General features: G+C 73.6%; 13 protein-coding genes. 5 read left to right on the top strand and 8 right to left on the bottom strand.

Annotated features, from left to right (window positions below):
- Positions 1-159: 159 nt before the first annotated feature.
- Positions 160-1017, top strand: coding sequence for an aldo/keto reductase (locus tag ABFX81_RS35335; protein ID WP_086844521.1), 858 nt, complete (start codon positions 160-162; stop codon positions 1015-1017).
- A 204-nt stretch (positions 1018-1221) separates the two neighbouring features.
- Complete coding sequence (locus ABFX81_RS35340) at positions 1222-1473, top strand: DUF5133 domain-containing protein (RefSeq protein ID WP_086844519.1); 252 nt, start codon at positions 1222-1224, stop codon at positions 1471-1473.
- A 17-nt stretch (positions 1474-1490) separates the two neighbouring features.
- Here ABFX81_RS35340 and ABFX81_RS35345 read toward each other — a convergent pair whose 3' ends face one another.
- Positions 1491-2489 carry a helix-turn-helix domain-containing protein gene (locus tag ABFX81_RS35345; protein WP_086844526.1) on the bottom strand — a complete coding sequence of 333 codons (999 nt, stop codon included), beginning with the start codon at positions 2487-2489 and terminating at the stop codon, positions 1491-1493.
- A gap of 188 nt (positions 2490-2677) precedes the next feature.
- Here ABFX81_RS35345 and ABFX81_RS35350 point away from each other — a divergent pair, with 188 nt between their 5' ends.
- Both ABFX81_RS35350 and ABFX81_RS35355 read left to right on the top strand, forming a co-directional pair.
- Complete coding sequence (locus ABFX81_RS35350; protein WP_086844516.1) at positions 2678-3151, top strand: hypothetical protein; 474 nt, start codon at positions 2678-2680, stop codon at positions 3149-3151.
- Positions 3152-3291: 140 nt separating this feature from the next.
- Positions 3292-3495, top strand: coding sequence for a hypothetical protein (locus ABFX81_RS35355; RefSeq protein ID WP_059414305.1), 204 nt, complete (start codon positions 3292-3294; stop codon positions 3493-3495).
- 31 nt (positions 3496-3526) lie between these two features.
- Here the strand turns inward: ABFX81_RS35355 and tgmB are convergent, their stop codons facing one another.
- From tgmB to ABFX81_RS35370, 3 genes are all read right to left on the bottom strand, one after another.
- Positions 3527-4510 carry an ATP-grasp ribosomal peptide maturase gene (gene tgmB / locus ABFX81_RS35360; RefSeq protein ID WP_086844514.1) on the bottom strand — a complete coding sequence of 328 codons (984 nt, stop codon included), beginning with the start codon at positions 4508-4510 and terminating at the stop codon, positions 3527-3529.
- A gap of 16 nt (positions 4511-4526) precedes the next feature.
- Positions 4527-4718, bottom strand: coding sequence for a putative ATP-grasp-modified RiPP (tgmA, locus tag ABFX81_RS35365; RefSeq protein ID WP_037669517.1), 192 nt, complete (start codon positions 4716-4718; stop codon positions 4527-4529).
- Positions 4719-4849: 131 nt separating this feature from the next.
- Positions 4850-5173: a DUF1232 domain-containing protein gene (locus ABFX81_RS35370; protein ID WP_086844512.1), complete on the bottom strand. Its 324-nt coding sequence runs from the start codon at positions 5171-5173 to the stop codon at positions 4850-4852.
- Positions 5174-5674: 501 nt separating this feature from the next.
- On the opposite strand from ABFX81_RS35370, the gene ABFX81_RS35375 reads away from it, so the two are divergent.
- Positions 5675-7810, top strand: coding sequence for a hypothetical protein (locus ABFX81_RS35375; RefSeq protein WP_346139206.1), 2136 nt, complete (start codon positions 5675-5677; stop codon positions 7808-7810).
- A 3-nt stretch (positions 7811-7813) separates the two neighbouring features.
- Here ABFX81_RS35375 and ABFX81_RS35380 read toward each other — a convergent pair whose 3' ends face one another.
- The 4 genes from ABFX81_RS35380 to ABFX81_RS35395 form a co-directional block, all read right to left on the bottom strand.
- Positions 7814-9970, bottom strand: a complete 2157-nt coding sequence (locus ABFX81_RS35380) for a xanthine dehydrogenase family protein molybdopterin-binding subunit (protein ID WP_346139207.1) — start codon at positions 9968-9970, stop codon at positions 7814-7816.
- The gene (locus ABFX81_RS35385) at positions 9967-10971 is read right to left on the bottom strand and encodes an FAD binding domain-containing protein (RefSeq protein WP_086855277.1); all 1005 of its coding nucleotides are present in this window, start codon (positions 10969-10971) and stop codon (positions 9967-9969) included. Before ABFX81_RS35385 ends, ABFX81_RS35380 begins: the two co-directional genes overlap by 4 nt.
- Positions 10968-11498 carry a (2Fe-2S)-binding protein gene (locus ABFX81_RS35390; protein WP_086855278.1) on the bottom strand — a complete coding sequence of 177 codons (531 nt, stop codon included), beginning with the start codon at positions 11496-11498 and terminating at the stop codon, positions 10968-10970. Before ABFX81_RS35390 ends, ABFX81_RS35385 begins: the two co-directional genes overlap by 4 nt.
- Before the next feature lie 94 nt (positions 11499-11592).
- Positions 11593-12738, bottom strand: coding sequence for a hypothetical protein (locus ABFX81_RS35395; RefSeq protein ID WP_346139208.1), 1146 nt, complete (start codon positions 12736-12738; stop codon positions 11593-11595).
- Between the last annotated feature and the right edge of the window lie 204 nt (positions 12739-12942).

The following is a 12942-nucleotide window of genomic DNA, read 5'->3' on the forward strand; positions in this document are numbered from 1 at the left end:
GGGACCGCCGACCCGGCCGGCGAGGGGCGGGCGCGATTCAGCTGCCCGAGCGCTGAATGCGTTCTCCTTCTTCTATTGGACCTCGCGCCGCCCGGCGTCCAGGCTGGAGTGCACCATCGCCCGACAGCCTCAGCGACAGCCGGAAGAGGTCACGAGCACATGCACACCCGCCGCATCGGTGATGTCGACGTCAGCGCGATCGGCCTGGGCGCGATGCCCATGTCCATCGAGGGGCGACCCGACGAGGAACGCTCCCTCGCCACCATCCACGCCGCGCTCGACGCCGGGGTGACCCTGATCGACACCGCGGACGCCTACCACCGGGGCGCCGACGAGGTCGGTCACAACGAGACCCTGATAGCCAAGGCCCTCGCCTCCCACGACCGCGGCGGCGACGTCCTGGTCGCCACCAAGGGCGGCCATCTGCGTCCCGGCGACGGCAGCTGGACGCTGGACGGCAGCCCCCGCCACCTCAAGGAGGCCTGCGAGGCGTCCCTGCGCCGGCTCGGCGTCGAGGCCATCGGGCTCTACCAGTTCCACCGCCCCGACCCGCGCGTCCCCTACGCCGAGTCCGTCGGCGCGGTCCGGGACCTGCTGGACGAGGGCAAGATCCGCATGGCCGGCATCTCGAACGCGAACCCCGAGGAGATCCGGCAGGCCGACGAGATCCTCGGCGGCCGCCTGGTCTCCGTGCAGAACCAGTTCTCCCCGGCCTTCCGCTCCAGCGAGCCGGAGCTGGACCTGTGCGACGAACTCGGCATCGCGTTCCTGCCCTGGAGCCCCCTCGGCGGGATTTCGAAGGCCGGCGAACTCGGTTCGGGCCACGCCCCCTTCGCCCGCATCGCCGAAGCACACGGGGTGAGCCCGCAGCGCGTGTGCCTGGCGTGGATGCTCGCCAAGTCGCCCGTGGTCGTCCCGATCCCGGGCGCCAGCCGCCCGGAGACCATCCGCGACTCGCTGGCCGCCACCGACCTCACCCTGACGCCGGAGCAACTGGCGGAGCTGGACGCCGCCTGAACAGACCACGGGACCCGGGGCCGGCCACGAGCCGCCCCGGGTCCCGTGCTGCGCACGCCCCGCGATGTCACCACAGCGGCCACCTCACCTGACGGTCAGTCAGAGACGGTCAGTTTTCGTCAAATCCGCCCCTGCTGAGAAAAACGTGTGAATGTTTCCGCGTGGTTCGGGCATACGCAGCGAAAACAGAGAGAGGGGCGCTACGTGCTCGTACCGGACCGGAAGGTCGTCAGGGAGTTGCTGACGCGGTATGCGTCGCTGAGGATCACTCAGGCGCAGAGGCACGTGCCGACAGCGGCACGCGAGCTTGAGGACGTCAGCTACACGCTGTGCGTGATGATGGGAACGTCCGACATCACCGACGCCATCGCCAAGGCCGACGCCCTGCTGCTCACCAGGGAGCGGTCCGAGAAAGCGGACGCGGACGGGGAGACCGGTCTGAGGCTGGTCGGCTGACATCTCGTAGGGCCCGGTCACGAACCGGGTGTCACCCCGGCGGCCTGTGAACGGGCCGCCGGGGCGTTCGCCTTCCCGTGGAACGCCGTGCGATACGCGTACGGCGTCGTGCCCACCACCTTCCGGAACCGCTCCCGGAACGCCGTCGGCGAGCCGAACCCCGCCTGCCGCGCGATCCGTTCCACGGAGTGGTCGGTGTTCTCCAGCAGGTACTGGGCGCGCCGCACCCGTGCCCGCAGCAGCCACTGCAACGGCGTGGTGCCGGTCTGCTCGCGGAAGCGGCGGCTGAAGGTCCGTTCGCTCATCCCCGCACGCTCCGCCAGCGTGCCCAGCGTCACCTCGTGCGCGAGGTTGTCCTCGATCCACTCCAGCAGCGGCTCCAGCGCCGACCCGCGGGGTACCGGCGGGTGCTCGTGCACGATGAACTGAGCCTGTCCGCCCTCCCGTTCCAGCGGCATGACCGACATCCGGGCGATGTTCGCCGCGACCGCCGACCCCAGATCCCGCCGGATCATGTGCAGGCACAGGTCCAGCGCGGCGGCCGCACCGGCCGAGGTGAGGATCTGCCCGTTGTCGACGTACAGCACGTCCGGCTCCACCTCCACCTGCGGGAAACGGCGGGCCAGGTCGCCCGCCGCGACCCAGTGCGTGGTGGCGCGCAGCCCGTCCAGCAGGCCCGCCTCCGCCAGCACGAAGGCGCCCACGCACACGGACGCGATCCGCGTGCCGGCCGCGGCCGCCTGCCGCAGGGCCGCCAGCACCGGCTCGGACGGCGGCGCGGCCTCGGGGGAGCAGCCCGGCACGATGATCGTGTCGGCCTCCGCCAGGGCCTCCAGCCCCCGGTCGACGGTCAGGGTGAAACCGCCGTCCGCGCGCACCTCCGGCGTCTCGGCGCACAACCGGACCCGGTAGGCCGGCCGCCCGTCCGGCATCTGTGTCCAGGCGAACGTCTGCTGGGGCGCCGCCATGTCGAACGGCACCACTCGATCGAGGACCAGGATCGCCACGGAGTGCATGACCGCCACCCTAGGGGCATTCCCGCCAGGCGCACGAACCGCCGGTACACCGGCCCGCGAGGCAAGAGGGCTGGTCACAGGAGTTGGCGGGAATCCGTTGGAAGCTGTCGTTCCAGCCCATGGGCGATCACGCCCCGGCTCCCTAACGTGGGCCCGGCACCGTCGACCGCATCACGGAAAGAGCCCCGGTGACCAAGATCCTGCTGTCCCTGCACGTGCTGGCCGCCATCGTCGCCATCGGTCCCGTGACCGTCGCGGCCAGCATGTTCCCGCCCGCGGCGCGTCGCGCCGTCCCCGCGGGCGGCGACGCCCCCGACCCGTCGGCGGTGAGCGCGGTCGCGCTGCTGCACCGCATCTGCCGCGTCTACGCCGGTATCGGACTGACCGTCCCGCTCCTCGGGTTCGCCACCGGCGCCGCGATGGGCGTCCTGGGCAGCGGATGGCTCGTCACGTCCATCGCACTGACCGCCGCTGCCGCCGGCGTCCTGGTCGCCTTCGTCCTGCCCCGCCAGGAGGAACTCCTCGGCCAACTGAAGGGCGAACAGGCCGTCGAGCACCGCAACACCGCCCAACTCGCCATGTTCACCGGCATCTTCAACCTGCTGTGGGCCACGGTCACCGTCCTGATGATCGTCCGGCCGGGCTCCACGACAGGAGCCTGACCCCAGGCCGCCCGCATGTCACGGATGTCCGGTCTGCGTCAAGTCCACCCGGGTAATTCACACTCCGGGACACCGCTCCGCCTACACTCGGCTTCCTCGCCCCCGCTACGGGGCCGACGAGCAGAAAGGCGCGTTGACGGGTGTTCCAGGATTCCCCCATCTACGACCGACTCATCGCGGAGTGCGGCGATGTGCCCGCACAGGTTCGCCGCGAGGCCGAACGCGTGAGCAGGGAACTGGAGCTGGTCATGCGGCCCGCGCAGTCCCCCGGCTACGACCGCCCGCACTCCCCGGGCACGGGGTGGCAGCGCACGGCCATGCTGCCCGGACCCCGGCCGCAGTGAACCGGGACCGGTGGACGGCCGGTCCCGGTGCTCAACAGGCCGTCCTGTTCGCGCCGTTGACGTGCGACGGCGCCTCGGGAACGGGGCGCGCCAGCCACTCGGCGATGGTGCGGGCGATCGGCTGGCCCGTCTCCACCTCGACGAACCCGAACTGCCCCGACTGATTGCACTCCAGGAACCACCAGGTCCCGTCGGCGTCCTCCACGAAGTCGAAGGCTCCGTACGCCAGTTCGGCCTCCCGGAGATAAGCCCGCACGCCCGGCGCGATACACGACGGCACGTCGGTGGGCCGCCAGGGCGCGCCGGGTGCGGCGAACCGCACGTCGACCTCGTCGGGATCCGCGTCCGCGTCGGCCGCCTTGCGGGCCGCCAGCATCCGGTCGCCCACCACGGTGAGGCGGATGTCGGCCCGCTTGGCGACCCGGCGCTGAAGCAGCGTCGGCCCGAACGCGACCGCGGAGAAGTCCGTGTCCGGTGGGACCCGGCTCGTCGGCACGGCCCGGGGCGGGTCCTGCGGATGCGCGCCCGACACCGGCTTGACCACCAGGTCCGGGTAGCGCTCCGAGAACTCGCGGGCGGCGAGCGGGAAGGTCGTGATCAGCGTCGCCGGTACGGGCAGGCCGCACCGCTGGGCGAGCCGTAGCTGCCAGGGCTTGTGCCGGGCCCGGCGGGCCGCGTCGGGGTGATTCATCCAGCGCGCGTCCGAGCCCCGCAGCATGCCGTAGAGCGCTTGGGCGGCCTCCTCGGTCAGCCACGCGGACGGCTGGGCCGCCCGCCCGGCCGGGGTGCCCGGCCTGCGTACCCACACCGACCGCAGCCCCCCGATGCTCACCAGCCGCCCCCCGGCGGACAGATGGCCTCGGAAACGGCCGTGGACGTACTCCCCGGACAGCGCGACACCGCCGGTCAGATCCGCGGGGTCGACGCGGACCACCGGAACCCCCGCCGCGTTCAGGTGCACGACCACCATGTCCGCGGTCACATCCTCCTCGCAGGTGAGGATCAGTACCGTCATCGTCGGCGGTCCGCGGTCAGTCGTCGAAGTGCGTCTTGGAGCCGGCGGTGGACGTCGTGGTGCCGACCTCTCTCAACAGGGCGAAGTCGGAGGCGGCCACCCGGCCGTCGTGGAGCACGTTCAGCTGCTGTCCGGCGTCGTACACGTACGGAATGGCAGCTTCCAACTCCACTGCCGGGCGCGCGTAGTTGAGCGCGAACGGTTGCATCGTCTCTCCCTCGTCGGTACTGCGCCGATCAAGCCGGATCCAGGGGCACGGCCACCCGGTCCGCCGACTCTTTTCGGCTCCCAGAGACTTATACGAATCGAACGGGTGGTTGGTTTCCTTACTTTCCGTAGTCATCGGGCCGGTTGGCGGTCCGGCCGGCGGTCCGGTCGGCGTGTCGTACTGCGCTCCCGCTCGCCGAGGGAGCCGCGGACGGTGCGCAGAGCGAGCAGCAGGACGCCGATGTCGTCCAGGTACACCGGATCGGGCAGCACGTCGGCAGGCAGTACGAAATAGAGAACCGCGCCCCAGAACACCCAGCGTGGGCCCGTGGGCAGTCCCGCGCGCCGCAGTTCGCGCCGGGTTCTGACCAGCCGCACGAGGACGCCCACGGCGAGAACGAGGACGACGGCCGCGAGAACCGCGGCCAGGATGATCACCGTTGTGGTCGTATCCACGGGCTGCCCTCCTCCTGGCGTGCCGCGACACGGGGTGTCCCTTCCTGGATTCCCGTTTCCGGCGGCTGTATTGCGGCCCGGGCCCGACATGTCGCCGTGTCGGCGGATTTTCCGTCCGCCGTGGGCGCGGGTGGTCGTCCCGGTGGCTCACCCGAGTGGCACGGCGTGACGGGGGCGCCTAGTAATGGTCAGCGTAACGTCGCTCGTCAGACGACGGGGGGCGCAGGAGCGGCCGCACTCTTCCCCATGGAGGCGAGTATGACCACCTGCTCTTCATCACCCCGCTCGAACGAATCTGCCATACCCGACGAGCCGAACGGGTCCGCCCAGCCGTCCGCCGAGACAACCGTTGCCACCGGCACGTACCAGGTGGAGCAGACGAGCACGCAGCCCGCCGCCGGTTCGCACGATACGTACGGTTCTTCCGACAGGCCGGGCGTGGAGCCCGGCGCCCTCGGCGCTCACCCGGATGCGAGTGCGGGCGCCCGGCCCGCCGCGGGCATGAGTTCATCCTCTGCGACCGGCTCGGACCACTCTGACCAGGCGGATGCGTGGGCCGCTACTCCTGGCTCGGGCCAGTCGTACGAGGCGGATGCGCGGGCGACCGCCCCTGGCTTCGGCCAGTCGTACAAGGCGGGTGCGCGGGCGGCCGCCCCTGCCCTGGACCAGGCGGACCAGGCCTCCGCACGGCCCGCCGCCCCTGGCTCGCGCACGGGGACCGAGCCGCCTGCCAGCCCCGCCTCGGGCGACGCGAGCACGCATTCCGCTTCCTCCGGGTGGGACGCGGCAGCCGAGTGGTCCGCCCCCGGCTCGGACCCGGCTGCCGAGCGGTCCGCCGCCCCCGGCTCGCGCATGGGGACCGAGCCGCCTGCCAGCCCCGCCTCGGGCGACGCGAGCACGCATTCCGCTTCCTCCGGGTGGGACGTGGCAGCCGAGCGGTCCGCCGCGCCCGGCTCGGATCCGGCTGCCGCACGGCCCGCCGCCCCCGGCTCGCGCATAGGGACCGAGCCGCCTGCCAGCCCCGCCCCGGGCGACGCGAGCACGCATTCCGCTTCCTCCGGGTGGGACGCGGCAGCCGAGTGGTCCGCCCCCGGCTCGGATCCGGCTGCCGAGCGGTCCGCCGCCCCCGGCTCGCGCATGGGGACCGAGCCGCCTGCCAGCCCCGCCTCGGGCGACGCGAGCACGCATTCCGCTTCCTCCGGGTGGGACGCGGCAGCCGAGTGGCCCGCCGCCCCCGGCTCGGACCCCGCTGCCGAGCGGTCCGCCGCGCCGGGCCAGGACTGGATGGACCCGGCGGAGGCGCGCCCCGCCCCGCCCGCACAGGAATGGCTGGATCCGGCTGAAGCACGGCCGGGCGCCCCCGCCCCGGACCGTACGGATCAGGCGCCGGCCGAGGCCGTCCGGCCCACCGCGCCCGGCCCGGACGACGTCGCGCTGTCTCCCGCGCCCGACCCGGGCGGCCCCGCCCAGCCCACCGTGCCCGACCCTGGCGACCCCGCCCGGCCCGCCGAGCCCGGCCAGGAGGAGACGGACCAGCCGTCGGCCGCGCGGCCGTTCGTCATCCGGTCCCTCGACGACAACCCGGTGGAGCTCCGGCCCGGCACCGGGCCGACCGCGTCGCCGTACGGCGACGCGGTGAGCGACCTCGTGCACGCCGCGGTGGCCGACCGGCCGCTGGAGGAGGTCGTCGACCTCATCACCTCGCTGGAGGAGTCGCCCGACCACACGCAGGCCAAGGTCGACGCGCTGCGCACCGCCGGCGTGAGCCGGCCCGTGGAGGACGTCTCCCGGCTGATCGCCATGCTGACGAAGCCCCCGCGCGACGCCGACTGCGCGGACGAGGCCATCCGGGCCGCCGCCGCCCACCGCCCGGTGAAGGAGGTGACCCGGCTCGTGACCCTCCTGCACCAGGAGCCGCAGATGCCCCACGTCCGCGAGGAGGCCCTGCGGGCAGCGGCCACCGGGCGGTCCGTCGGGGAGCTGGTCGAGCTGATCGACCGTCTGGGCCTTGAGCGTCTGGACCGCAACGGCCGCCCACCGGACGGCACTTCGGGTCCGGGTGACGAGACCGGGAAGACCGAGAAGCCCGGCCGGCCGGGCAGGCGCCGTGCGGCACGCCCGGCTGCCGCCCGTGAGGCCCACCGGACGCTCGACGACCCGCCCGCCGACCGCGTCCGTGCGACGGACCGGCTCGCCAGGACGGACCGGCTCGCCAGGTCGGTATCGTGGTCGGGCTGGCTCGCGGCCCTGGCGCTGGCCCTGTGCGCGGTGGCCCACTTCCCGCTGCAACGCGGCGGAGCGTCCCTGCACCTGCACGCGTTCGCCCTCGGCCTGTCGGTGCTGTGCACGGTTCTGGCCCTGCTGCTGGCGCTGCGCCCGGTCGCGGTGGTGCTGGCCGGGGCGGTGGTGGTACCCACGGTGCTGGCCGCGGCCCAGGCGTACGGGAACCCCTCCTCGTCGGCGTCCCTGTCCCGCGCGGTGGACCTCGCGCTCGCCCCACCGTGGCTCGCCGCCGCGGCCGCCGTGTGCGCGGCACTGCTGGCGCTCGTCGCCCTGGTCTTCCGTATGGTGGCGCCTCTCGCGCGCAGACAGTGGGCGTCCGCGTCGGCGCCCGAGGCGGGCCGGATGGCGGAGTGATGCCTACGCGCCCCGCACCGGACCGGATCCGCCCGTAGCGGGTCCGGTCCGGGCGTGGTTCGCCGCACGGCCGTCGAGCAGCCCGGCCAGCACCCGGTCCGGCGTCAGGGGGAGTTCGCGGAAGCGGACGCCGGTGGCGTGGTGGACCGCGTTGCCGATCGCCGCGGCCGTCCCGACGATGCCGATCTCCCCGATTCCCTTGCTGCCCATGGGGTTGAGACGGGGATCGTCCTCGTCCAGCCAGTGCGCCTCGATCGCGGCGACGTCGGCGTGCACCGGTACGTGGTACGACGCCAGGTCCGACTCCGTGAAGTCACCGAACGCGGCGTCCATCGTGCTGCCCTCGGTCAGCGCCATGCCCAGGCCCATCGCCATGCCGCCGACGAACTGGGAGCGCGCGGTACGGGCGTTGAGGATGCGCCCCGCGGCGTACACCCCGAGCAGCCGGCCGACCCGGACCTCGCCCGTGATCGTGTCCACGGCGACCTCGGCGAAGTGCGCCCCGAAGGCGTGCCGCGCCCACTCGCTCTCGGCGTCCGCCGAGCCCGTCGTGTCCGCGCGGGCGTCGATGCCCTGCTCGGGCAGCGGCCCCGGGTGCTCGGCCAGCCGCCGCGCCAGCCGGGCACCGGCCTCGTGGACCGCCCAGCCCCAGGAGGCGGTGCCGGACGAGCCGCCGGCCAGCGGCGCCGGCGGGAGTTCGGTGCTGCCGACCTCGATCCGCACCCGCTCCAGCGGCACGCCGAGGGCGTCGGCGCCGACCTGCGCGAGCACGGTCCGGGCCCCCGTACCGATGTCCGTGGCGTTGATCCGCACCAGGAACGTGCCGTCGGGCAGTGCGCCGACCGACGCCGTGGCGGGCGACACCATGACCGGATACGTCGCCGCCGCCACGCCCGTCCCCAGCAGCAGGGGCCCTTCCCTGCGGGAGCCCGGCCGGGGATCGCGCCCGGCCCAGCCGAAGCGGCGGGCGCCCTCGTGCAGACACTCCACCAGGTGCCTGCTGCTGAACGGCTTGCCGCTGTCGGGTTCGACGTCCGGTTCGTTGCGGACGCGCAGTTCGACCGGGTCCATGCCCAGCTCGCCGGCGAGTTCGTCCATGGCGGACTCCAGCGCGTACATGCCCGGCGCCTCGCCAGGCGCCCGCATCCACGACGGCGAGGGCACGTCCAGCGCCGCGACCCGGTGCTCCGTACGGCTGTGGGGCGATGCGTACATCACCCGCGCCGGGACCGCCGCCTGCTCCACGAACTCCTTGATCCGGGAGGTGTGCGTCGTGACCTCGTGCACGAGGGAGATGAGGCGTCCGTCGGCGTCGGCGCCGAGCCGCAGCCGGTGCAGGGTGGGCGCACGATGCCCGACGACGGCGGGCAGATACCGGCGGGGCAGTGCCACAGTGACCGCCCGGCCGGTCTGCCGCGCCGCCATCGCGGCGAGCACCACGTCCGGCCGAGGCGTGCCCTTGGAACCGAAGCCGCCGCCGACGTGCTCGGCGGTGACGACGATCCGCTCCTCGGGAATGCCGAACAGATTGGCGAGCACGCCCCGCACGGCACCGGCGCCCTGGCTGGAGGTGTGCACGGTGAGCCGGCCGTCGTCCCAGCGGGCGGTGCTGGCGTGCGGCTCCATGGGATGGTTGTGCAGCGGCGGCACGCGGTAGGCGACATCGACCCGGACGGCCGAGGAACCGAACGCCCCGTCGGGGTCGCCCCGTTCGCGGACGGCCGGATAATCGGCGTTGGCGTCGTCGGGGACGTACACACCCGGGTGCGATGCCGTGAGGGTCACATCGTGTTCCTCGGCGGCGTAGTCGACACGGACCGCGCCGGCACCGGCCCGCGCCGCCTCCAGGGTCTCGGCCACCACCAGGGCCACGAACCAGCCACGGTGCGGAACCCGGGGGTTCTGGAGCACGGCGAGCGTGGGGTCGTCCGGCTCCGCGAGCCGCGGCGCGTTCTCGTGGGTGAGGACGGCGAGCACACCGGGGACGGCCAGGGCGGCCGCCGTGTCGACGCCGGTCACCCGGCCCCGGGCGACAGCCGCCGGCACGGGCCAGGCCTGGGCCCGACCGGCGTGGTGGTACTCGGCGGCGTACCGGGCGGCACCGCTGACCTTCTCCCATCCCTCCCGGCGCTCGGCGGGGGCTCCCACACTGCCGGTCATGAAGTCCTCCTCGCCGGCGCCGCGTCCGCGAGCCGGGACAGCACGTCCACGGCGATCCCCCGGGCCAGCGGCACCTTGTAGGCGTTGTCGCGCAGCGGCTCCGCCGCGGACAGTTCCAGGTCGACCGCGTGCTCGAACGCGGCGGCGGTCGGAGCCGCGCCCAGCAGCGCCTCCTCCGCCCGGCGGGCCCGCCACGGCCGGTGCGCCAGCGCCCCGAACGCGAGCCCCACGTCGGCGACCACGCCGTCCGACACCCGCAGCACGGCCGCGACGGACGCGAGCGCGAAGGCGTACGAGGCGCGGTCACGGGCTTTGCGGTACGCCGACGGCAGCCCGGCCGCGGCGGCCGGCAGCACCACGCCGGTGACGAGTTCGCCCGGGCGGATCTCGGTGTCCCGCTCCGGCCGGTCCCCGGGCAGCCGGTGGAAGCCGGCCGCCGCCACGCTCCGGGCGCCCTCGGGGCCGTACAGCTCCACACGCCCGTCGAGAGCGGCCAGCGCCACCGCCATGTCCGACGGATGCGTGGCGATGCAGTGCGCGGAGTGCCCGAGCACCGCGTGATCACGGTGAACGCCGTCCCGCGCGCCGCAGCCGCTGCCCGGCTCGCGCTTGTTGCACGGCTTGGACAGGTCCTGGAAGTACGGGCACCGGGTGCGCTGGAGTAGATTGCCACCGGTCGTCGCCGCGTTGCGCAACTGCCCCGAGGCGCCCGCGAGCACCGCCTGCGACAGCGCCGGGTACCGGTCGCGCACCAGCGGGTGGGCGGCGAGGTCGCTGTTGCGGACCATCGCCCCGATCCGCAGCGCGCCGTCCGGCAGTTCCTCCACCGCGTCCAGCGGCAGCCGGGTGACGTCGACGAGGGCGGCGGGCCGCTCCACGCCGAGCTTCATCAGATCGACCAGGTTGGTGCCGCCGCCGAGATAACGGGCACCGGCGTGGGAGGCGTACGCGGCGGTCGCCTCCTCGACGCTCCCGGCGCGGACGTAGGCGAACTCCTTCACGGGATCACGTCCTCAACTGCCTCGGCGATCCGCGGATACGCGCCACACCGGCACAGGTTGCCGCTCAGCCGCTCGCGGATCTCCGCCCGGTCCAGTGGTACGGGCTCGGCCGAGGGCGTCGCCGGGTCGGTGACGTGCGAGGGGTGACCGGCCGCCGCCTCGGCGAGCATGCCGGCCGCGGAGCAGATCTGGCCCGGGGTGCAGTAGCCGCACTGGAAGGCGTCGCGCTCAAGAAAGGCCCGTTGCAGCGGGTGCGGCTCCTCCCCGTCGTCCGAGAGCCCCTCGACGGTCGTGACCTCACAGCCGTCCAGGGCGACCGCGAACAGCAGACAGCTGTTGACGCGCCGCCCGTCGACCAGGACCGTGCAGGCGCCGCACTGGCCGTGGTCGCAGCCCTTCTTGGCGCCCGTGAGGTCCAGATCCTCCCGCAGGAGGTCCAGCAGGACCCGCCGGTGGTCGACGGTGAGGGTGTGGGGTTTGCCGTTGACGCGGAGCGTCGTCTCCGAGTGGTGCTGGTCGTTGTCCATGTGGTGGAGGACCTTCCCGGACGGGCCGTACTGCCGTACGGACCGCGTATCCACCAGACCACGACTGACACGTGCGCCCCGTCGGGACGGGTCTCTAGCCCTCGTCGCGGGACGGGGCCACGGGACGCTGGCCCTTGCCCTTGAAGCGCTCGAACGTGCGTGTGAGCTGTTGCAGGGGAGACGTCACGGGAGTGTCGGAGGGCCGCTGCCGCTCGGGAGCGGCCTCGGCGGACTCCTGGTAGGCGACCAGGGCCTCGTGGGCGCGTTCGGCCGCCTCCCGGTACAGGTCACGCGACTTCGTCATGGCTTCGAGCGCCTCGGCGTACATGGCCACCAGCCCGCGCTGACGCTCCAGCTCCTCCTCGAGATTCAGCAGGTGCCAGTCCTCCCGCAGCGCGGTGAGGGCGTCCTCGGCACCGTCGGGCAGCGGTCTCGGCAGCGCGGCGTACCGCCTCACCGCGTCGACGAGGTCGGTGGGCTCCGAGCCGTCGAGGAAGACCGCGCGGACGGAGAAGTCCTCGGCCTCGTAACCGTCCGGCGCGGGGCGGCCGGGCAGCACCGCGGCACCGCCGCGCGGCACCTGGACCCCCAGGTCGCGCAGGGCCCAGTTGAGGCCCCGGTGTTGCTGGGGTGCGGCGCGGTGCTCCACCACACGGTGCCGCAGGCCCGGCGGGAGCCACCGCGCCACCGGCAACCGGCCGAGCTCGTCCGTGGTCATCGCCTCGTGGACGACCACGTGGATGTGCCACCCGCCGCGCACCGCGTTCCTGAACAGGCGCCGCGTCTCCTTGTCGTCGTGGGGGAGTGGATTGATCTTCCGCAGGGACAGCTCCGCGGCGCCGTCCCGGTCCCAGGCGACGTCCGGCTCCTCCGGCCAGAACAGCGCGGCGGGCGACGGCCAGTCGTCGTTCCACGGCTGCTCGGCCTCCGCGACCAGCATCCACTCCTGCCCGCCGTCCGGCCCGGGCGTCACACCGATCCGGGCCCTTACCGTCACCGTCTCGTCGACCCGCCAGCGGGCTTCGAAGACCCGCTCCGCCGGGGCGGCCTCGGCCTCGGCCCCGGCTTCGATCTCGGCCACGGTCCTGGGCAACTCCAGAAAGTCGTCGATGGCCCGACTTCGCTTGCGCTCCTCCAGCGAGCGCCGGAGCACGTCTTCCGCGGCGCCTTCGGCATGGCGGCCGCGAGCCAGCCACACCGTGGTGGGAGTCATGGGTCGGACGGAGGGGGAGGTCGGCATGGGTCCAACTGTGAACGGGGGCAGGTGCGCCTGTCAGTATCGTCGCCGCAGGCCGACGGGCATAACCCGGGGTCACACACGGGGCAGCGCTCTGCGGCGCACGGTGGCGCCAGGGGGCAGTACCGGGTGCGCGGAGGTCGCGCGGCGCGCACGGGGTGTGAGCGCCGCGCGCACACCGGCGGATCACACTCGTGGCCCCACCGG

The sequence above is a fragment of the Streptomyces coeruleofuscus genome, from assembly GCF_039532725.1.
Classification (GTDB): Bacteria; Actinomycetota; Actinomycetes; order Streptomycetales; family Streptomycetaceae; genus Streptomyces; species Streptomyces coeruleofuscus.